Annotated in this window: 21 protein-coding genes; 16 read left to right on the plus strand and 5 right to left on the minus strand. The window is 69.4% G+C overall.

The annotated features are described in order from the left end of the window. Positions 1–8: 8 nt before the first annotated feature. Together G4H71_RS19185 and G4H71_RS19190 are read left to right on the plus strand one after the other, a co-directional pair. A complete protein-coding gene (locus tag G4H71_RS19185; protein WP_072739595.1) occupies positions 9–785 on the plus strand; it encodes a siderophore-interacting protein in 777 nt (258 codons plus the stop codon). A 57-nt stretch (positions 786–842) separates the two neighbouring features. Continuing rightward, on the plus strand, positions 843–1766 hold the full coding sequence (locus G4H71_RS19190; protein WP_072739593.1) for a tyrosine recombinase XerC: 924 nt from the start codon (positions 843–845) through the stop codon (positions 1764–1766). Between the two features lie 31 nt (positions 1767–1797). Here the strand turns inward: G4H71_RS19190 and G4H71_RS19195 are convergent, their stop codons facing one another. Continuing rightward, positions 1798–2352, minus strand: a complete 555-nt coding sequence (locus tag G4H71_RS19195) for a M23 family metallopeptidase (protein WP_371842825.1) — start codon at positions 2350–2352, stop codon at positions 1798–1800. Positions 2353–2689: 337 nt separating this feature from the next. On the opposite strand from G4H71_RS19195, the gene rpsB reads away from it, so the two are divergent. The 6 genes from rpsB (at position 2690) to G4H71_RS19225 (ending at position 7663) form a co-directional block, all read left to right on the plus strand. After that, the gene (gene rpsB, locus G4H71_RS19200) at positions 2690–3583 is read left to right on the plus strand and encodes a 30S ribosomal protein S2 (protein WP_072739591.1); all 894 of its coding nucleotides are present in this window, start codon (positions 2690–2692) and stop codon (positions 3581–3583) included. A gap of 42 nt (positions 3584–3625) precedes the next feature. Beyond that, a complete protein-coding gene (gene tsf, locus G4H71_RS19205) occupies positions 3626–4453 on the plus strand; it encodes a translation elongation factor Ts (protein ID WP_072739590.1) in 828 nt (275 codons plus the stop codon). A gap of 193 nt (positions 4454–4646) precedes the next feature. Continuing rightward, the gene (gene pyrH / locus G4H71_RS19210; RefSeq protein WP_072739588.1) at positions 4647–5375 is read left to right on the plus strand and encodes a UMP kinase; all 729 of its coding nucleotides are present in this window, start codon (positions 4647–4649) and stop codon (positions 5373–5375) included. Positions 5376–5442: 67 nt separating this feature from the next. Then, positions 5443–6000, plus strand: a complete 558-nt coding sequence (frr, locus tag G4H71_RS19215) for a ribosome recycling factor (RefSeq protein WP_072739679.1) — start codon at positions 5443–5445, stop codon at positions 5998–6000. Between the two features lie 32 nt (positions 6001–6032). After that, a complete protein-coding gene (locus tag G4H71_RS19220) occupies positions 6033–6920 on the plus strand; it encodes a phosphatidate cytidylyltransferase (protein WP_083343267.1) in 888 nt (295 codons plus the stop codon). After that, the gene (locus G4H71_RS19225) at positions 6917–7663 is read left to right on the plus strand and encodes a class I SAM-dependent methyltransferase (protein ID WP_260440799.1); all 747 of its coding nucleotides are present in this window, start codon (positions 6917–6919) and stop codon (positions 7661–7663) included. Before G4H71_RS19220 ends, G4H71_RS19225 begins: the two co-directional genes overlap by 4 nt. Here G4H71_RS19225 and G4H71_RS19230 read toward each other — a convergent pair. After that, positions 7660–8529: an HpcH/HpaI aldolase/citrate lyase family protein gene (locus G4H71_RS19230; protein WP_083343268.1), complete on the minus strand. Its 870-nt coding sequence runs from the start codon at positions 8527–8529 to the stop codon at positions 7660–7662. The two genes, G4H71_RS19225 and G4H71_RS19230, sit on opposite strands and share 4 nt — an antisense overlap. Positions 8530–8533: 4 nt before the next feature. After that, positions 8534–8911 (minus strand): lipopolysaccharide assembly protein LapA domain-containing protein, encoded by a 378-nt coding sequence (locus tag G4H71_RS19235; protein WP_072739584.1) that lies wholly within the window; start codon positions 8909–8911, stop codon positions 8534–8536. A gap of 103 nt (positions 8912–9014) precedes the next feature. Between G4H71_RS19235 and rlmN the strand changes: the two genes are divergently transcribed. Then, positions 9015–10124: a dual-specificity RNA methyltransferase RlmN gene (rlmN, locus tag G4H71_RS19240; RefSeq protein WP_072739582.1), complete on the plus strand. Its 1110-nt coding sequence runs from the start codon at positions 9015–9017 to the stop codon at positions 10122–10124. Between the two features lie 80 nt (positions 10125–10204). On the opposite strand, the gene G4H71_RS19245 is transcribed toward rlmN, so the two are convergent. Next, entirely contained in the window at positions 10205–10474 is a 270-nt protein-coding gene (locus G4H71_RS19245; RefSeq protein ID WP_072739580.1) for a DUF2631 domain-containing protein, read from the minus strand. A 110-nt stretch (positions 10475–10584) separates the two neighbouring features. Here G4H71_RS19245 and G4H71_RS19250 point away from each other — a divergent pair, with 110 nt between their 5' ends. From G4H71_RS19250 to G4H71_RS19275, 6 genes are all read left to right on the plus strand, one after another. Further along, positions 10585–11412 carry an SDR family oxidoreductase gene (locus tag G4H71_RS19250; RefSeq protein ID WP_072739579.1) on the plus strand — a complete coding sequence of 276 codons (828 nt, stop codon included), beginning with the start codon at positions 10585–10587 and terminating at the stop codon, positions 11410–11412. Between the two features lie 69 nt (positions 11413–11481). After that, positions 11482–12642: a 1-deoxy-D-xylulose-5-phosphate reductoisomerase gene (gene dxr / locus G4H71_RS19255; protein WP_072739577.1), complete on the plus strand. Its 1161-nt coding sequence runs from the start codon at positions 11482–11484 to the stop codon at positions 12640–12642. Between the two features lie 5 nt (positions 12643–12647). Continuing rightward, a complete protein-coding gene (locus tag G4H71_RS19260) occupies positions 12648–13868 on the plus strand; it encodes a M50 family metallopeptidase (protein ID WP_072739575.1) in 1221 nt (406 codons plus the stop codon). A 44-nt stretch (positions 13869–13912) separates the two neighbouring features. After that, positions 13913–15070, plus strand: a complete 1158-nt coding sequence (gene ispG / locus G4H71_RS19265; RefSeq protein ID WP_072739573.1) for a flavodoxin-dependent (E)-4-hydroxy-3-methylbut-2-enyl-diphosphate synthase — start codon at positions 13913–13915, stop codon at positions 15068–15070. A gap of 226 nt (positions 15071–15296) precedes the next feature. Then, positions 15297–16133, plus strand: coding sequence for a GNAT family N-acetyltransferase (locus G4H71_RS19270; protein WP_072739572.1), 837 nt, complete (start codon positions 15297–15299; stop codon positions 16131–16133). A gap of 118 nt (positions 16134–16251) precedes the next feature. Continuing rightward, positions 16252–18021, plus strand: a complete 1770-nt coding sequence (locus G4H71_RS19275; RefSeq protein WP_072739570.1) for a penicillin-binding transpeptidase domain-containing protein — start codon at positions 16252–16254, stop codon at positions 18019–18021. A gap of 12 nt (positions 18022–18033) precedes the next feature. On the opposite strand, the gene G4H71_RS19280 is transcribed toward G4H71_RS19275, so the two are convergent. Next, positions 18034–18897, minus strand: coding sequence for a helix-turn-helix transcriptional regulator (locus tag G4H71_RS19280; RefSeq protein ID WP_072739676.1), 864 nt, complete (start codon positions 18895–18897; stop codon positions 18034–18036). Between the two features lie 87 nt (positions 18898–18984). Between G4H71_RS19280 and G4H71_RS19285 the strand changes: the two genes are divergently transcribed. After that, positions 18985–20607 (plus strand): AMP-binding protein, encoded by a 1623-nt coding sequence (locus tag G4H71_RS19285; protein ID WP_072739568.1) that lies wholly within the window; start codon positions 18985–18987, stop codon positions 20605–20607. The last annotated feature ends 6 nt before the right edge of the window (positions 20608–20613 follow it).

The raw sequence follows: 20613 nt of genomic DNA on the forward strand, positions 1-20613 counted from the left end.
CTGCCTGCGTGTCCAAGCCCACCGCGACATTGACCGTCCTGCGTTCCGAGCAGTTGAGCCCGCACATGGTCCGCGTCCATTTCGGTGACCCGGGATTCGACTCGTTCACGCCGAACGCGTTCACCGATGCGTACGTCAAGCTCGAACTGCCCGACCAGGGACAGACGTACCTGCGCACCTACACGATCCGCTCGGTCGACCCCGATGCTCGGGAGATCGCGATCGACTTCGTCGTGCACGGAGACCAGGGTGTGGCCGGCCCGTGGGCGGCTCGCGCCCGTGCCGGCGACACGGTGACCCTGCGCGGGCCCGGCGGAGCCTATGCGCCCGATATCGCTGCGGACTGGCACCTGCTGGCCGGCGACGAGACCGCGATCCCGGCGATCTCGGCTGCCGCGGAGGCGCTGCCCGCGGAGGCGGTGGGGTACGTGGTGCTCGAGGTGGCCGGTCCCGACGACGAGATCGCCGTGTCCACCCCCGCCGGCGTCCGGGTGATCTGGGTGCACCGGGGAGATTCCTCCGATCGAGTCGGCGACGATCGCGCCGGCGACAACGCACCGCTCGTCGAGGCGGTCAAGGCGCTCGAGTGGCTGCCGGGCGAGCCGCACGTGTTCATCCACGGCGAGGCACAGGCCGTCATGCACAATCTGCGCCCCTACATCCGTCGGGAGAAGCAGGTGCCAGCCCAGCGGGCGTCGATCTCCGGGTACTGGCGCCGCGGGCGCACCGAGGAGGGTTTCCGGGTCTGGAAGTCCGAGCTCGCCGCTGCCGAATCCACCGCCTGACGGGCGACTCGGCGCGGCTGCTTGTGTTCGGGTGCCGCGGTCGCAACTGTGACAGTCATGGAAAACCTGCCGTCGGCCTTCGAGCAGCTGCTCGCCGAGTATGCCGACGACCTGCGCCTCGGCAGGGGACGCTCCGAGCACACCATCCGCGCCTATCTCGCCGATACCCGGAGTCTGTTGACCTTCCTGGCAGGCCTGGACGAGCAATCCACCCTCGGTGACCTGGACGTGCACGTGCTGCGTGCCTGGCTGGCCGGGCAGTCTGCGGCCGGCGTCGCCCGCAGCACCCTGTCCCGGCGCACGTCGGCGGCGCGGAACTTCACCGCGTGGCTGGTGCGGACCCGTCGTATCGGTGCCGATCCGGCCGTGCGGCTGGTGGCGCCCAAGTCGCGCCGCACGCTACCGACCGTGCTGCGGCAGCCGCAGGCGGAGGCGGCGATGAAGGCTGCGGAATCGGGTGCTGCCCAACAGGACCCGGTTGCGTTGCGGGACCGGTTGATCGTGGAGTTGCTGTACTCCACGGGGATCCGGGTCGGCGAGCTGTGCGGGCTCGATCTCGATTCCGTCGACCACGAGCGTCGGCTGCTCCGGGTGATCGGCAAGGGAGACAAGGAACGCGCCGTCCCCTTCGGTGTCCCGGGAGCCGACGCCATCGGCGCCTGGCTCCGGATCGGGCGCCCCGCGCTCGCGAACGCGAGGTCCGGTGCCGCCTTCCTGCTCGGCCGACGGGGCGGCCGGCTCGATCAGCGGCAGGCCCGTGCCGTGGTGCACGAGGTGCTCGAGGCGGTGCCGGGGGCGCCGGATCTCGGGCCGCACGGCTTCCGGCACACGGCTGCCACCCACCTGCTCGAGGGAGGCGCAGACCTCCGGGTCGTCCAGGAACTCCTCGGGCACGCGAGCATGGCGACCACCCAGCTCTACACCCACGTCTCGGTGGCGCGGCTGCGTGCCGTGCACGATCAGGCCCATCCACGGGCTTGATCGTCCCGGCGGACGACGGGCGCCTGATCCGTCACGGCGTCCGGACGGGGAGCAGGCGGATCGGCACCGCGCGCACCAGCAGCGTCGGATCGAGGTATTCCCGATCCCGGCGTAGACCCCAGTGCAGGCAGGTGCCCGATGCGGCCGGACACCCGGGATGTCCGCTCTCGAGGTAGCCCAGAACCGTCCCGCGTCCGACCCGGGTGCCCGCGGCCACCCGGGCGTGGACCGGCTCGTACGTCGTGCGCAGACCGCCGGGGTGATCCACCGACACCACCGGCTTGCCCGCCACCGAGCCCGCGAAGACCACGACCCCCGCGCCCGCCGCCACCACCGCCTGGCCTTCCCGGCCGGCGAGGTCCACGCCGCGATGCCCCGGCAGCCAGTTGCGTTCCGGTTTGTCGAATGCACGGACGACCTGCGGACGCGGTGCGAGCGGCCACTCGAACCGGTCCGGCGCCGCGGCGGCAGGTGACGGTGTCAGGGCGGCGAGCGTGGTGACCAGCGCGGCGGCGAGCAGTGCCGCAGCCGATCGGCGGTGGATCGAGCGGACGGGGGCTGTCGAGCGGAGGGTTGGCACGGTCACGGATCGAGCCTGCCGCCCGGTGCCTGTGTTCGGGGGCCTCGCGCACATCTGTGGAGAAGCAGGAAATCCATCCACAGATCGCGGACGGACCTTGCCCGTCCGCCGGCGATGTGCCTCGTCGTGGGTCGGGGTGCACGGACCGTGGATTGGGGCAAACGCGAGGTACGCCGTACACTGGATCAGCGGTCTGTGCTCGCACAGCCCGACTTCGCGCGTCCGCGCACCATCGAACGGCCTTCGGCTGGTCCTGCTCACGCAGGTCCGAGGGTCGGCGGGCGCCAGGGCAGGGGTCACCCGACCACCTGCGACAACCGGCACATGAAAGAGGTACACAGCCATGGCTGTCGTCACCATGAAGCAGATGCTCGACAGTGGAACCCACTTCGGGCACCAGACCCGTCGCTGGAACCCGAAGATGAAGCGGTTCATCCTCACGGACCGCAACGGCATCTACATCATCGACCTGCAGCAGACGCTCACGTACATCGACAAGGCGTACGAATTCGTCAAGGAGACCGTCGCCCACGGCGGCACCATCCTGTTCGTCGGCACCAAGAAGCAGGCCCAGGAGTCCATCGCAGGCGAGGCGACCCGGGTCGGGATGCCCTACGTGAACCAGCGCTGGCTCGGCGGCATGCTCACCAACTTCACCACCGTCCACAAGCGTCTCCTGCGTCTCAAGGAGCTCGAGGCGATGGAGCAGACCGGTGGCTTCGAGGGTCGCACCAAGAAGGAAATCCTCATGCTCACGCGTGAGATGACCAAGCTGGACCGCACCCTCGGTGGTATCCGCGACATGGCCAAGGTGCCGTCCGCGGTGTGGATCGTCGACACCAACAAGGAGCACCTCGCCGTCGCCGAGGCGCGCAAGCTCAACATCCCGGTCATCGCGATCCTCGACACCAACTGCGATCCCGACCTCGTCGACTACCCGATCCCGGGCAACGACGACGCCATCCGCAGCGCCGCGCTCCTGACCCGCGTGGTCGCGTCGGCCGTCGCCGAGGGCGTGCAGGCCCGTGCGGGCCTGAGCGCCGACAAGGACGCCAAGCCCGAGGCCGGCGCCGGCGAGCCGCTCGCCGAGTGGGAGCAGGAGCTGCTGTCGCAGTCCGCGACCGCCGACGGCATCACCGAGGGTGGCCCCGAGAACACGCGCGAAGCCGTTGCCGAGGCCGACTCGAAGCTGGCCGAGGCCCCCGCGGACGTCGCCGAGGCCGAGAAGCAGGCCTGAGCTCACCCTTTCCGACCATCTCTTTGAGGAGGGATCGCCACAATGGCGAACTACACCGCCGCTGACGTCAAGCGGCTCCGTGAGCTGACCGGCTCCGGCATGATGGCCTGCAAGAACGCGCTGGCCGACACCGACGGAGATTTCGACAAGGCGGTCGAGCAGCTGCGCATCAAGGGTGCCAAGGACGTGGGCAAGCGCGCCGAACGCACCACGGGCGAGGGCCTGGTCGTCGCCAAGGACGGCGTGCTCGTGGAGATCGACTGCGAGACCGACTTCGTGGCGAAGAACGAGGATTTCATCGCGCTCGCGGAGAAGATCGTCGCTGCGGCCGCGGCGGCGAAGCCGGCCGATGTCGAGGCGCTGAAGGCTCTCGACATCGAGGGCAAGACCGTCGACCAGCTGATCCAGGAGCAGTCCGCGAAGATCGGCGAGAAGCTCGAGGTCAGCAAGTACGCCTCGTTCGACGGCCCGGTCGCGGTCTACCTGCACAAGCGTGCCGCGGACCTGCCGCCGGCCGTGGGTGTGCTGGTCGAGTACACCGGTGACGGCGATGCAGCGGCCGAGGCCGCGCGCGGAGCCGCCATGCAGGTGGCGGCGCTCAAGGCGAAGTACACCACGCGCGACGAGGTGCCCGAGGACATCGTCGCGAACGAGCGTCGTATCGCCGAGGAGACCGCCAAGGCCGAGGGCAAGCCGGAGCAGGCTCTGCCCAAGATCGTCGAAGGCCGCGTCAACGGGTACTTCAAGGACGTCGTGCTGCTCGAGCAGCCGTCCGTGCAGGACTCCAAGAAGACCGTCAAGGCTCTTCTGGACGAGGCCGGTGCCACCGTGAAGCGCTTCGTGCGGTTCGAGGTCGGCGCCTCCAACTAGGCATCACCCCGTGGACCCCGTCGAACTCGTTCGGCGGGGTCCACCCATGTCGCCGTGCCCGATGAGGCAGGATGAAAGCCGCCGGTGGGGTCCGGGACGTACCCGTGCGAGTCGTGGCCACGCCGCAGCCGGTACGAATTTCGACACTGTCGGGTGCGCGCGGAACGCGCGGCCCGTCGAAGCGAGGAGAACGATGTCCGAAGCAGCCGACGATCGCCCCGGATTCACCCGGGTCCTGCTCAAGCTCGGTGGTGAGATGTTCGGTGACGGCAAGGTCGGACTCGACCCGGACGTGGTGACGAAGGTCGCCGAGCAGATCGCCGAGATCGCCCGCTCCGGCGTCCAGGTCGCCGTCGTCATCGGTGGCGGCAACTTCTTCCGCGGCGCGGAACTGCAGCAGCGCGGTCTCGACCGCGCTCGCTCCGATTACATGGGCATGCTCGGCACCGTCATGAACTCGCTCGCACTGCAGGACTTCCTCGAGAAGCAGGGCATCGACACCCGGGTACAGACGGCGATCACGATGGGACAGGTCGCCGAGCCCTACATCCCGCTGCGCGCCCGCCGTCACCTGGAGAAGGGACGGGTGGTGATCTTCGGTGCCGGTATGGGCATGCCGTACTTCTCCACCGACACCACGGCCGCTCAGCGTGCGCTCGAGATCGGTGCCGAGGTGGTGCTCATGGCCAAGGCGGTCGACGGGGTCTACTCCGCGGATCCGCGGCTGGATCCGGACGCGACCCTGTACACCCAGATCACGCATCGTGAGGTGATCGAGCAGGGACTCAAGGTCGCCGATGCCACCGCGTTCAGCCTCTGCATGGACAACGACATGCCGATCATGGTCTTCAACCTGTTGACCGAGGGCAATATCGCCCGGGCGGTCGCGGGTGAGAAGATCGGAACGCTCGTGCGATCGTGACGCCCGGCCGACGATCGCGACCACAGATCTTGCAGTGCCCGATGCCGACGACATGGAGGACCCAGCCGTGATTGATGAAGCGCTCTTCGAGGCCGAGGAGAAGATGGAGAAGGCTGTGTCGGTCGCGAAGGACGACCTCGGATCCATTCGGACCGGTCGCGCCAATCCCGGCATGTTCTCGCGGATCGCCATCGACTACTACGGTGCGATCACCCCGATCACCCAGCTCGCGAGCATCAACGTCCCGGAGGCTCGGCTCGTCGTCGTCAAGCCGTACGAGGCCTCGCAGCTCGGCGCGATCGAGACCGCCATCAGGAACTCGGATCTCGGCGTCAACCCCACCAACGACGGCAACATCATCCGCATCTCCGTTCCCCAGCTCACCGAGGAACGTCGCCGCGAGCTGGTCAAGCAGGCCAAGTCGAAGGGCGAGGACGCCAAGGTGTCGGTGCGGAGCGTGCGTCGCAAGGCGATGGAGGAACTCGGCCGCATCCAGAAGGACGGCGAGGCGGGCGAGGACGAGGTGGGTCGCGCGGAGAAGGAACTCGACAAGACGACGGCACGCTACGTCGGGCAGATCGAGGACCTGGTGAAGCACAAGGAAGCAGAGCTGCTGGAAGTCTGACGCACGCGCCCACACGATCGGATCGAGGACAGTTGACAGTGCCAGCACACGAGGTACCGGCGTCCGCGGCATCCCCGGAGCCGACTCCGGAGCAGCCGGCGGCGTCGAAGGCGGGCCGCAATCTCCCGGCTGCCATCGGCGTCGGGTCGGCTCTCGGGCTCGGGGTGATCCTGGTGCTCGTGTACGCGCCGATGGTGTGGGTGGGCGTCGTCGCCGCCGCCATCGCGATCGCCACGTGGGAGGTCACCAAACGTCTCGGCGAGGCGGGGATCGCGGTGCCGCGCATCCCGCTCCTGCTCGGTGGTCAGGCGATCATCTGGCTGGGCTGGCCGTACGGCGCCACCGGGGGCCTCGGTGCCTTCGCGGGTACGGCCCTCGTGTGCATGGTGTGGCGGCTCTTCGACCACGGGCTGGCGGCCACGCCGCGCAACTATCTGCGGGACACCGCGGTCACTCTCTTCGTCGCGGCGTGGATCCCGCTGCTGGCGTCGTTCGCGACCCTGATGGTGCAGCAGGAGGACGGCGCGGGGCGGGTGTTCGTGCTCATGATCGGCGTCGTCTGCTCCGACATCGGCGGGTACGTGGCCGGGGTGCTGTTCGGCAAGCATCCGATGGTTCCGCGGATCAGCCCGAAGAAGTCGTGGGAGGGCCTCGGTGGGTCCCTCGTCTTCGCGATCATCGGCAGTGTCCTCACCGTCACGTTGATCCTGGACGGAAACCCGTGGGTGGGTGTCCTGGTCGGCATCATGCTGGTCCTCACCGGAACGATCGGCGATCTGATCGAATCCCAGGTCAAGAGGGATCTGAAGATCAAGGACATGGGCACGCTGCTGCCGGGCCACGGCGGTCTCATGGACCGGCTGGACTCACTGCTGCCCTCGGCGTTCGCCACGTGGCTCGTCCTCACCGCGCTGTTGTGAGGCGGCGCTCGGCGGTCACCGGCGCGTCCGGAACGGCAATCCCGAGCCCCAACATCTGGCACTGGCCACAGGTGTACGAAGTCGAGAATCGGGCCCAGGACGTGGACGGTGCGGTCTTCGCCCATCTGCGGACCGCCGTGGACTGGACGGACGCGGACGTGGTCGACGTCGGATGCGGGGCGGGTTTCCACCTCCCGATGTTCGCCGCGGCCGCACGGTCGGTGACCGGGGTCGAGCCGCACCCACCCCTCGTGGCGGCAGCGCGCACGCGCACTGCGGTGCTCCCGCAGGTGCGGGTCCTCGAGGGCGGAGCCGAGAAGCTCCCCGTGGCGGATGCGAGCGTCGACCTCGTGCACGCCAGGACCGCGTACTTCTTCGGACCCGGCTGTGGGCCGGGAATCCTCGAGGCGATGCGCGTGCTGCGGCCCGGGGGACGCCTCGTCGTGGTGGATCTCGACGCCACCGCCCACCCCTACGGGGCCTGGATGCGGGCCGATCTGCCGCAATACGACCCGGCCGCGGTCGAGACCTTCTTCGATGCCCAGGGTTTCGCGATGACCCGGATCGACACCCGGTGGGAGTTCGGGGACCGGGCCGCGCTCCGAGCGGTGCTCGGCATCGAGTTCACCGCCCGGACCGCGACGCGGGCGTTCGAGGAAACCCGGGGCACCGCGCTGGAGGTCCGCTACCGGGTTCACGTCCGGGCCAAACCGGCGCCCGGGCTGCTCCTGCCCGGGAGCTAGCCGATACCGAACATCCGGGCGCGGGCACTGATCTTCTTCGCCTCGGCGAGCGCGGGACGGTCGCTGCCCTGCGTGATGTTGCGTCCGTCGTCGCCGAGCCGGGCAATGACCTCGTGGGCCCACAGCGTGTCCGCGACACTCGGGCTCAGTGCCTCGTTGACCGGTGGTGCCTGGGCGGAGTTCATGCACAACTTCCCGGTCATGCCCAGCGACACGGTCACCCGGGCGTCGCGGGCGACGTCCTCGCGGCCCGACGTGACGGTCGGTCCGTCGATGGGCCCGGGAAGCCGCGCCGCGCGGCTGGTGATCGTCAGCCGGGCCCGCGGGTAGGCCATCGCGAGCGGGGAGTCGTCCGTGCCGGTGTCCCGGCGGAAGTCCCCGGTGCCGAACGCGAGTCGGAACGTCGCGTCCGCGCGGGCGATCTCGGGTGCCGCCTCCAGGCCCATCGCGGATTCGACGAGGGCGATCACGCGGGCGGCCCCGGGAATGCGTCCCGTCGTCGCATCGACCTGCTGCCCGCTCTCGGTCTTGGCGAGTACGACACCTTCGAGGCCGATGGCCCCGGCCAGCGCGTCGAGGTCCTCGTGCCAGAAGCCGGTGGTCGCGTCGTTGATGCGGACCCACGCGCGACCGCCGGAGGACAGCCACTCGACGACATCGGACCGGGCCTTCGCCTTGCCCGCATCGGGAACCGCGTCCTCGAGGTCGAGGATCACCGCATCCGCCGGGCCGGAGACGGCGTCGTCGAACTGTTCGGGGGCGGCCGCAGACAGCAACAGCCACGACCGGGCATGCCGTGGATCGATCCGCGCGGTCGGCTCGGCAGCCGAAGGCTCGTGCGCCGACGGATCGTGTGCGGGACCCACCGGGCTACTTCCGCTTGATCGCTCGACGGATCTGCACGATCCGCACACCTCCGGCCAGGCCCATGATCAACGCGCCCGCGATGGCGGCGAGCAGTAGGGTGATCCCCAGCGGGACGCTGAAGTCCCACGCGAAGACTTTCAGCGTCACTCGGTCGAGGTTCTGCAGGATGAACACCAGCAGCAGGATCAGGACGAGAATCCCGATCACCAGCCCGGTCCAGGTGTAGGCGGCGCGAGTGTGCGTGATGCGGGTCCATTCGGACCTGCGAGAGGGCTCGGGGGTTCGCTCGCCCGCGGTCTCGGCTGCTCGATCCGGATGTTCGGTGGTGCCGGGGTCCGGCGGATCCGGAATGGAGGACGGGTCGTCCGGTGTTGTGGACATGAGTTGATCTTGACCCATCCGGTGCGTGTTTGCACCGACATCGCGTCGCGGGAATCGCGGTGTGCTCGGTCACTGTCGATCACGTGGAAGAATGGAATCCATTATGGCTGTGCCCGTACCCCTCGTTTTCACTGCGCCCAAGCGTGGCATGCCGCCGCGCCACCTCGCCGACCTCGATGCCGACGAGCGCCGGACGGCGGTGAAGGAGCTGGGTTTGCCGGCTTTTCGCGCCGATCAACTGGCGCGCCACTACTACGGCCGGTTCGAATCCGATGTCGACAAGATGACGGATCTGCCCGCCGCGGTCCGTGAACAGGTCGGGGCGGCTCTGTTCCCGACGTTACTCACCCCGGTCAAGCATCTGGCCTGCGACGGCGGGGACACCCGCAAGACACTCTGGAAGGCGAACGACGGCACCCTGCTCGAGAGTGTGCTGATGCGGTATCCCGACCGCGCGACCCTGTGCATCTCGAGTCAGGCAGGCTGCGGCATGGCCTGCCCGTTCTGTGCCACCGGACAGGGCGGACTGGACCGCAACCTGTCGACCGCCGAGATCGTCGACCAGGTTCGTTCGGCGGCAGCGGACCTGCGTGACGGCGCGGTGGAGGGCGGTGCCGGCCGGTTGTCGAACGTCGTGTTCATGGGCATGGGGGAGCCCCTCGCCAACTACAAGCGGGTGGTGGCGGCGGTGCGCCGGATCACCTCGCCCGCCCCGGAAGGGCTCGGGCTGTCCCAGCGCTCGGTGACGGTGTCGACGGTCGGGCTCGCGCCGGCAATCCGTAAGCTCGCCGACGAGGGGCTCAGCGTCACCCTGGCGGTCTCGCTGCACACTCCGGACGACGAGCTGCGCGACACACTGGTTCCGGTGAACAACCGCTGGTCGGTGGCCGAAGTGCTGGACGCGGCGCGCTACTACGCCGACAAGACCGGCCGGCGCGTGTCCATCGAGTACGCCCTCATCCGCGAGATCAACGACCAGCCGTGGCGCGCGGACATGCTGGGCAAGAAGCTGCGCAAGGCGCTCGGTCCGCTCGTGCACGTGAACCTCATCCCGCTCAATCCCACGCCGGGAAGCAAATGGGATGCCAGCCCCAAGGATGTGGAGCGCGAGTTCGTGCGCCGCGTCCTGGCTCAGGGCGTCTCCTGCACCGTCCGGGACACCCGTGGGCAGGAGATCGCCGCGGCGTGCGGTCAGCTGGCCGCCGAGAACTGAGGGCGCGAGGCGCAACGACGCTCGAATGCGAAATCCCCCGATCCGCTGTCGCGAATCGGGGGATTTCGTGGATCAGGTTGCTACCGCGGCTTGCGACGCACGATCAGGTCGCGGACGAGCGCGATGATCATCAGGGCAGCGAAGCCGATGAGCCACAGGTCCTCGACCTTGCCCTCGTGGTTGCCGATGATCATCAGCAGCAGGAATCCGGCGAAGAACCAGCCCAGGAAGCGGAAGAACCGGGGAGCCTCACCGCTCCAGCCCCAGGCTGCGGACGGGACGTCGGCGGTATCGACTTTCCCCGCCACGACGGGGTCGCTGGACGAGGGCTCCAACTGGGTACCGGCCACGATCGGTCCTCCTGCTCGTACGAATTGCGCGTTCTTGCTCGATATCGTGACATACGACCCTCTGTCGTACCCACCGGGGTAGGCCCCGCGCGTCGCCGAAGGAGCAGGCCGTGAAGATTCTCGTGACCGGAGCCACTGGAAGTGTCGGACGACTGGTCGTCGACCGGCTACTCGACGCCGGAGCGGAGGACGTCCGCGCGCTCACGAACGATCGTCGGCGGGCGGCCCTTCCCGCCGGGGTGGAGGTCGTCGACGGCTATCTCCGCCGTCCGGAGAGTCTGCCGCCCGCCTTCGCAGGCGTCGACCGGATGTACCTGGCGCCGGCGCCGGAGACGGCAGCCGAGACGATGCGGATCGCACGTGCCGCGGGCATCCGGCACGTCGTCGACCTCTCCGGGGAACACGAGTCGTGGTGGGGGGACGTCACCCGGGCGGTGGAGCAGTCCGGAATCGCCTGGACCCACCTCTGGGCCGGGGAGTTCCTGGAGAACGATCTCGTCTGGGCCGAGCAGATCCGCCGCACGGGCCGGGTGCGAGACCCGTTCCCGGACGTGGTGAGCGCGCCGATCGCGATGGACGACATCGCGCGCGTCGCGGCCGCGTGCCTCCTCGGGGACGGACACGAGGGAAGGACCTACGAGCTGACCGGGCCCCGGGCGCTGTCGCGCGCGGAGCGTCTTCACGCGGTCGGAGTCGCGATCGGAGTCGCGATCGACGTCGTGCCGGAGTCACTGGACGAGGCCGTGGCGAGGCTGGAACCGACGATGGGCGACTCCGCACGCTGGTATGTCGAGGAGGCGATCGGCTCGCTGCGGGACGCACCGCAGGCCGCGACCGGAACGGTGGCCGAGGTGACGGGCGCTCCGGCGACCGATGTCGTGGAGTGGGCCGCCGCCCACTCGGCGGAGTTCCTCGCCGACAACACGGAGTCGGACTGAGGCCGTCGCCGAGTGTGCCGCACCGAGCCTGTCAGCGTTCTCTCAGGTGACGTCAGGGACAATGGGCGCGTGGACGAGACGAACCCGACGCGCGTACTGCTGCTCGGCAGCACCGGATCGATCGGTACCCAGGCACTCGAGGTGATCGCGGACAACCCCGACAGGTTCACCGTGGTCGGCCTGGCAGCGGGCGGGGGCAACGTCGAACTGCTCGAACAGCAGATCACCCGTACCGGTGTCACCGAGGTCGCTGTCGCCGACCCGCTGGCCGCGGACCGACTCGATCGTCCCGGAGTGCGCAGTGGTCCCGAGGCCGTCACCGAGCTGGTGCGCGAGGTCGAGGCGGACGTGGTGCTCAACGCGCTCGTCGGCTCGCTCGGCCTGGCACCGACCCTCGCCGCACTCGAATCCGGGGCGCGCCTCGCGCTCGCGAACAAGGAGTCCCTGGTCGCGGGGGGATCACTGGTGACGGCGGCCGCCGCGCCCGGCCAGATCGTTCCGGTGGACTCCGAACACTCCGCGCTCGCCCAGTGCCTGCGCGGTGGTGCGGCGGACGAGGTGGAGCGCCTCGTCCTCACCGCCTCCGGCGGACCCTTCCGGGGCTGGTCGGCGGAGGACCTGGAATCGGTCGGCCCGGCCGAGGCCAAGGCTCATCCCACCTGGTCGATGGGGCCGATGAACACCCTGAACTCGGCGACGCTCGTCAACAAGGGGCTCGAACTCATCGAGACGCACCTGTTGTTCGGCATCGACTACGACCGCATCGACGTCACGGTGCATCCCCAGTCGATCGTGCACTCGATGGTCACCTTCGTCGACGGTTCGACGCTGGCCCAGGCGAGCCCGCCGGACATGAAGCTGCCGATCGCGCTGGCCCTCGGATGGCCGCACCGGATTCCGGGCGCAGCGCCCGCATGCGATTTCGCCACGGCGTCCACCTGGGAGTTCGAGCCTCTCGACGACGAGGTGTTCCCCGCCGTCGCGCTCGCTCGCGCGGCGGGCGCGAGTGGTGGGTGTCTCACGGCCGTGTACAACGCCGCCAACGAGGTCGCCGCCGAGGCCTTCCTCGACGGACAGATCAGGTTCCCCTCCATCGTGCGCACCGTCGCCGCCGTGCTCGGCGGTGCGGACGAGTGGTCCGCACCGCCCGCTACCGTGGAGGACGTCCTGGCCGCCGACGGCTGGGCTCGGACGCGGGCGAGTGAGCTCGTGAAGCAGGAAGGCCGGTAGAGACGTTGCTGTTCGCGTTGGGCGTGTTTCTGTTCGCCCTCGGTATCGCGATCTCCATCGCGCTCCACGAGGCGGGGCACATGTGGACCGCCCAGAAGCTGGGTATGAAGGTCCGCCGCTACTACATCGGATTCGGGCCCCGGATCTTCTCGTTCCGGCGAGGGGAGACCGAGTACGGGCTCAAGGCCATTCCGGCGGGCGGATTCTGCGACATCGCGGGGATGACGGCCCTCGACGAACTCGCTCCCGACGAGGTCGACCGGGCGATGTACAAGCAGAAGACGTGGAAGCGTCTCGTCGTCATGTCCGGTGGCATCGCGATGAACTTCCTCCTCGGCATGGTGCTGCTCTACGGCCTCGCCGTGAGCTGGGGGCTGCCGGACCTGCACCCGAAGGCGACGGTCGAGCGGGTCACCTGCGTGGCACCGACACAGGCCGGCGAGGCGGGCGACTTCGAGTTGTCCGAGTGCACCGGAGTGGGTCCGGCGGGTGAGGCCGGCATCCAGCCCGGCGACGTCGTCACCGCCGTCGACGGCGTGGAGATCGAGGGCGGTTTCGGCGGGCTCGTCGAGGCCACCCGCTCGGCCACGGGGACGGTCGACTTCACGGTCGAACGGGGCGATCAGACCCTCACGCTCCCCGTACGGGTCGAACAGGTTCAGCGGTACGTGCAGAACCCCGATACCGGAGAGATCTCGTCGCAGACCGTCGGGGCGATCGGCGTCGGCGCGGCACCGATCGGTCCGCAGCAGTACAACGCGCTCACCGCGGTGCCGGGAACTCTCGTGTTCACCGGTGAACTCGGCGTCCTCACGGTGCAGGCGCTGTTCGACCTTCCCAGCAAGGTGTCCGATCTGTGGACCGCGGTCACCGGCGGGGAGCGCGACATCGAGACGCCGGTCAGCGTCGTCGGCGCGTCCGTGATCGGCGGGCAGATGGCCGAACGCGGTATCTGGCAGTCGTTCGTGCTGCTCCTGGCGCAGCTCAACTTCTTCCTCGGCGTGTTCAACCTGCTGCCGCTGCTCCCGCTCGACGGCGGCCACATGGCGGTCGCGATCTACGAGAAGGTCCGAAACTGGATCCGGGGGCTGCGCGGTCTGCCCGCGGGCGCACCGGCGAACTACATGAAACTGCTCCCACTCACCTATGTGGCGATCGTCATCGGTGGTGCGTTCATGCTGCTCACCCTCACCGCCGACATCGTCAATCCGATTCAGCTGTTCTGAGCCCGGTAAACTCGGGCACTGAGCAACGAAAGAAGGCAGATCACGTGAGTACCCCCGTCGGACTGGGTATGCCCGCCGGCCCCGCTGCGGTGCTGGCCCCGCGCCGTCAGACCCGTCAACTGCAGGTCGGGTCGGTCGGTGTCGGCAGCGACCATCCGGTGTCGGTGCAGTCGATGTGCACCACCAAGACCCACGACGTCAATGCCACGCTCCAGCAGATCGCCGAACTCACCGCCTCCGGGTGCGACCTCGTCCGGGTAGCGTGCCCGCGTCAGGAGGACGCCGACGCGCTGGCGACCATCGCGCGCAAGAGCCAGATCCCGGTGATCGCCGACATCCACTTCCAGCCCCGCTACATCTTCGCCGCCATCGATGCCGGCTGCGCGGCGGTGCGGGTGAACCCCGGCAACATCAAGGAGTTCGACGGCCGGGTCAAGGAGGTGGCCAAGGCCGCCGGTGACGCCGGCATCCCCATCCGGATCGGCGTCAACGCCGGGTCTCTGGACCCACGGCTGATGGTCAAGTACGGCAAGGCCACCCCGGAAGCGCTCGTGGAGTCCGCGCTGTGGGAGGCGGGCCTGTTCGAGGAGCACGGCTTCGGCGACATCAAGATCTCGGTCAAGCACAACGATCCGGTCGTCATGGTCGAGGCGTACCGCCAGCTCGCCGCGCAGTGCGATTATCCGTTGCACCTCGGCGTCACCGAGGCCGGACCGGCGTTCCAGGGCACGATCAAGTCGGCAGTCGCCTTCGGTGCACTGCTGTCCGAGGGTATCGGCGACACCATCCGGGTGTCGCTGTCGGCACCGCCCGCCGAGGAGATCAAGGTCGGCACGCAGATCCTGCAGTCGTTGAACCTGCGCCCGCGCAAGCTCGAGATCGTGTCCTGCCCGTCGTGTGGTCGCGCGCAGGTGGATGTCTACACCCTCGCCGACGAGGTCACCGCGGGGCTCGAAGGCATGGAGATCCCGCTGCGAGTCGCGGTCATGGGCTGCGTCGTGAACGGCCCCGGCGAGGCCCGCGAAGCGGACCTGGGTGTCGCCTCCGGCAACGGCAAGGGCCAGATCTTCGTGAAGGGGAAGGTCATCAAGACCGTCCCCGAGGCACAGATCGTGGAGACCCTCATCGAAGAAGCCATGCGGATCGCCGAGGAGATGGACGGCGAAGGCTCCGAGGGTGCTCCCGTGGTCACGGTCAGCTGACCGCGCTCCTTCCGAATCCGGGTGCGTCGCGCCGTTCTCGGCGCGCCGGGCCGGGCGGTGGGAACGGCCCGGGCCGGGCGGTGGGAAACGGCCCGGGCCGGGCGGTGGGAAACGGCTCTGTCGGACACCACTCCGAGCGGGTACGCTCTGGCCAAAGGGGCCCGGTTCGGGACAGGTTCGTGGCACTGTGGACGCAGAAAACGCCACCAGCTGACAGGTTGGGTAGATGCTCAAGCTTCTCGGTGCACGACAGTTGGGCAGCAAGGACGTGTCCGACGTTCTCCGGGTCCTCGACGCCGACCCCGTGGCGGCATGCATGGTCGCCGCGCGCGTGGAGGATTCCGGACTCGATCCCCGGATGCTCCACGGCGAACTGTGGAGTCGCGGCGGACCGCTCGAATCGCTCGTGTTCTCCGGCGCCAACCTCGTTCCGCTCCGCGGCACGGTCGACGACCTGCGGGCCTTCGCCGATCGCGCCTGTCGCGGCCCCCGGATGTGCTCGTCGCTGGTCGGCCGCGCCGAGCTGACCCTCCCGCTGTGGGAGATGCTGTCGCTGGACTGGGGCCCGGCCCGCGAGGTGCGCTCCGAGCAGCCGCTGCTCGCGCTCACGGGCTCGCCGCGGTGTCGGCCGGACCGGTCGGTGCGCAAGGTGCGGATGAGCGAACTCGAAGCCTACTTTCCCGCCGCCGTCTCGATGTTCCTCGAGGAAGTCGGTGTGGACCCGCGCATGCACGACGGGGGGCGTGCGTACCGTCGCCGCGTCGCGGGCCTGATCTCGGCGGGCCGGGCCTGGGCCCGGTTCGAGGACGGTGAGGTCGTTTTCAAGGCCGAGGTCGGTTCGATGTCGTCGAAGGTCGGACAGATCCAGGGCGTGTGGGTCGACCCCGCGTACCGGGGGCACGGGTACGGCGCGGCGGGCACCGCCACGGTCGCCGAGGCCGTGACGGCCGCCGGGCGTACCGCGAGCCTCTACGTCAACGACTACAACCAGGCGGCGCGAGGCGCGTACGCGCGGGTGGGATTCGAGCAGGTCGCGACGTTCGCGACGATTCTGCTCGACTGACCGCACCTGTCCGTCCGGTACCGGCCCGGCTTCCACGGGACCGGCGGGTGGCCGTCCTAGTATTGCGCCGATGAGGATTCGCGGGCGGGTGGGACACAGGTGCCGAGCACTGGCGACGATGCTGTGTGCCGTCTTGGCCGCGCTCACCGTTCTCGCCGGATGCACGCCGCGCCCGGCCGGTCCGGAACCCGCGGCGCAGCAGTTCCTCACCGCATTCGCCGCGCGGGAGATCGATGCCGCGGCGCGACTCTCGGACCGGCCCGATGCCGCGGCCGCTGCTCTCGAGTCCGCCTGGCAGTCGCTGCAGGCGGAGTCGCTGACCGCGACCACCGGGGACGTGCGGATCGACGGTGACACCGCGCGGGTCGAGTACACGTACGAATGGCATCTTCCGAAGGAACGGGTGTGGACCTATTCGGGTGAACTCCAGATGGGCCGACGCGACGGCGAGTGGATGGTCCGGTGGAGCTCGACGGACATCCATCCCCGGCTCGGCGACCGGCAGACGATGTCACTGCGGTCCACGCCCGCCGAGCGCGCCCGGGTGAACGAGCACGCCGGGTCCGATGTGCTGGTGCCCGGGATCGTCTACCGGGTGCGGTTCGACGCCCGCTCCGCCGACAACGTCCGGCGCAGCGCCGAGTCCCTCGTCGCCGCCCTGCGCGAGTTCGACGGCTCGCTCACCGCACAGTCGATCGCCGAATCCGCGACCGGCATCGACGGTGACTATCTCGTCACCCGACTGCGCGAGGACGACTACGAACGCGTCGCGTCGACACTCGGATCGATCCCCGGCGTCTCGATCTCCGACGAAGCGGACCTGGTGGCCACGGACCGGACGTTCGCCCCGGACCTGGTGGCGCAGATCAAGAAGACCGTGATCGACGAGGTGGACGGCAAGGCGGGCTGGAGCGTCGTCACGGTCAACCAGAACGGCGTCGACATCGACGTGCTGACCGAGACTGCAGCACAGCCGGTTCCGTCCTTCTCGATCAGTCTGGACCGGCCGATCCAGGTGGCTGCGCAGGCGGCCGTCGACGCTCGTGACGATCAGGCGATGATGGTCGTGATCGCGCCGTCGACCGGAGACATCCTCGCCGTTGCGCAGAACGAGGCGGCGGACCGGGACGGGCCGGTCGCATCGACCGGACTGTACCCGCCCGGGTCGACGTTCAAGATGATCACGGCGGGAGCGGCGATCTCCGGCGGACTCGCGACGCCCGAGACGATGGTGCCCTGCCCGGGCAGCATCACCATCGGCGAGCGCAGCATCCCCAACTACAACGGTTTCGCGCTGGGCACGGTGTCGATGGCGACCGCGTTCGCGCGCTCGTGCAACACGTCGTTCGCCAAGCTCGCCAGTGAGATGGACGACGATGCACTGACCGTCGCGGCGGCCCAGTTCGGGATCGGCCCCGACTACGAGGTGGTCGGTCTGCCCACGGATTCCGGCTCGGTGCCCCCCGCATCGGACCTGGTGCAGCGTACCGAGGACGGATTCGGTCAGGGCAGGGTGCTGGTGAGCCCGTTCGGCATGGCCCTCGCCGCCGCGACAGTCGCTCACGGCGAGACCCCCGTTCCGCGACTGCTGATCGGACGTGAGACGGAGATCGACGGTGACGATCCGGCGATCAGCCCGGAGATGGTCGACGGGCTCCGTTCGATGATGCGGTTGGTCATCACCAGCGGCACCGCGGACCGGATCGCCGATCAGGGCGACGTCTACGGCAAGACCGGTGAGGCCGAGGTCGACGGCGGGTCGCACGCCTGGTTCGTCGGCTATCGCGGCGATCTGGCCTTCGCCACGCTCGTGGTGCGGGGCGGGAGCTCGGACAATGCCGTCGCGGTGACGCGCGACATGTTCGCGGCCCTGCCGGAGGGCTACTGACCGACGCCGGGGTCAGGGCAGCAGGCCGAGACGGCGCGCAGCCACGACGGCCTCGTGCCGGGTGGACGCGTCGAGTTTGCGCATCGCCGTGCGCAGGTAGCTCTTGACGGTCTCGGGACCGAGTGAGAGCCGCTGGGCGACTTCGCTGTTCGTGCAGCCGAGCGCGACGTGGGACAGCACGTCCAACTCGCGGGGCGACATGGGCGGGGCCTCGTCGAGCGGTGCCGGTCCGGCCCCGCGGACCACGTCGGCCAGGCGCCTCGAGAGCGCCCGCAGGGTGTCGCGGAGCGCGGTGTCGGACACCCGGTCGGCGACGGACCGGAGTTCGGCATGGATGTCGCGGACTTCCTCGAGGCTCATGCCTTCGGCCGAGCTCGGCGTGAGCGACCCCAGCATGATCAGGCGTCGATCGACCTCGTCGCGCACCTCGATCTCGGCGGCGAGACGCCGGCAGGCGGCGAGCATCGCGTCGCCGGCACGGTCTCCGACCGGACCGGTGCGGCGCAGAGCCGCGTACAGCACCGCGCGGGGCGTGCCCTGCACGACGACGGGCACGGCGAGCACCGAACGCAGTCCCTCGCCGAGGACGGGGCCGTCGTACTGGTGGGTGATCGACGCGGACCGCCCGTAGTCGGGTACCGCGGCGGGTGCGAGGGACTCGACGACGCATCCGCCCAGCCCGGTCCGGGGTGGCACGAGCAGTCCGCGGAGGCCGTTCGTGCGGGTGCCGGCGAACTCGGTCAGTTGCAGCGCGCCGTCGGCGACCGATCCGCCGAACACGACCGGCGCCACCTGAGCAGCGGCGATGCGGCGGATCTCGCCGCGGAGAGCGTCGGCGTCGCGGGGTCTCAGCAGCGGTGTCGAGTGGCCGGCCACCTGGATCACCCCTTTCCGGGGGTAGCGGTGAAGTGTCTGTGAGCCAGAGCATAGCGGTGACTTCGGTAACAGAAAGAGGAGTGGCGAATGGTCACCGATGCAGGTACCCGCGTCCGCGAGCTGTTGGACGAGTACGACACCCCGGACGCGTGCGCGGCCGAGTTGCTCTGCGACCGTCATCCGGCAGACGCCGTGGCATTCACGGTGGTGGAGGACGATCTGTCGTCCACCGACCTCACGTTCGGGGAGCTGCGCGAGCGGTCCGCCCGATTCGCTGCCGCGCTCGCTGCGCTGTCGGTCGAACCGGGGGATCGGGTCGCGACCCTGATGGGCAAGTCCGCGGATCTGGTCGTGGCTCTGCTGGGAATCTGGCGGCGGGGCGCGGTGCACGTCCCGCTGTTCACCGCCTTCGCCCCGCCCGCGATCTCGTTCCGGCTCGAGGCGAGCGCCACCAAGGTCGTCGTCGTCGACGCCGATCAGCGGCACAAGCTCGCCCCCGGTGACGACATGCCGGCGCGGCGGCCGTGGCAGGTCCTGGTCGCCGGCGCGCTCGCCGACGACGCTCTCTCGTTCGAGGGACTGCTCGCCTCCCACCGCGCCGACGACCCACGCGCCGCCGCCGTCCGCACCGGCGGCTCCGCTCCGCTGGTCCAGTTGTTCACCAGCGGCACCACGGGCACCCCCAAGGGAGTGCCGGTGCCGGTCGGTGCACTCGCCTCGTTCCACGCCTATCTGGAGTTCGGCCTGGACGTGCGGCCCGACGACGTGTTCTGGAACGCCGCGGACCCCGGGTGGGCGTACGGGCTCTACTACGCGATTCTCGGACCGCTGGCCGCGGGCCGACGAAGCATCCTGCTGCATGCCGGATTCTCGGCAGCGACGACGTGGACGGTGATCGAACGGCTCGGCGTCACCAACTTCGCGGCCGCTCCCACCGTCTATCGCTCCCTGGCTGCCGATCCGGCGGGAGTCCCTGCCTCGATCCGGCTGCGTCGGGCATCGTCGGCGGGGGAGCCGCTCACTCCCGACGTCGTCGCGTGGTCGAGGGCGAACCTCGGCGTGGAGGTCCGTGATCACTACGGTCAGACCGAGCACGGGATGTTCGTCGCGAACGGATGGGCCGACGGTCTGCGTGAGGAGGTGCGTGCCGGGTCGATGGGCAGGCCGCTTCCCGGGTGGGCCTGCACCGTCCTCGCGGAGGACTCCGACGAGCCTGCCCCGGTGGGCACCCCGGGACGGGTCGCCATCGACACCCGCCGCAGCCCGTTGCTGTGGTTCTCCGGGTACGTCGACGCCCCGGAGAAGACGGCGAGCCGGTACACGGCCGACGGCCGGTACTACCTCACCGGCGATGCCGGCTCCGTCGACGCGGACGGGCACTACTACTTCTCCGCCCGTGACGACGACGTGATCATCATGGCCGGCTACCGGATCGGGCCCTTCGACATCGAGAGCGTGCTGGTGATGCACGAGGCGATCGTGGAGGCCGCCGTGGTCGGACGCCCCGACGACCTGCGCGGCGAGGTCCTCGAGGCATTCGTCGTGCTACGTGAGGGTGTGCACGGCACCGACGAACTCGAGGCGGAACTCCAGCAGCTGGTGAAGAAGAAGTACGCCGCGCACGCCTACCCGCGCACCGTGCACTTCGTGCCGTCCCTGCCGAAGACGCCGAGCGGCAAGGTGCAGAGGTTCGTCCTCCGGTCGCGCTGACCTGGC

The organism is Rhodococcus triatomae (assembly GCF_014217785.1).
Taxonomy (GTDB): Bacteria; Actinomycetota; Actinomycetes; order Mycobacteriales; family Mycobacteriaceae; genus Rhodococcus_F; species Rhodococcus_F triatomae.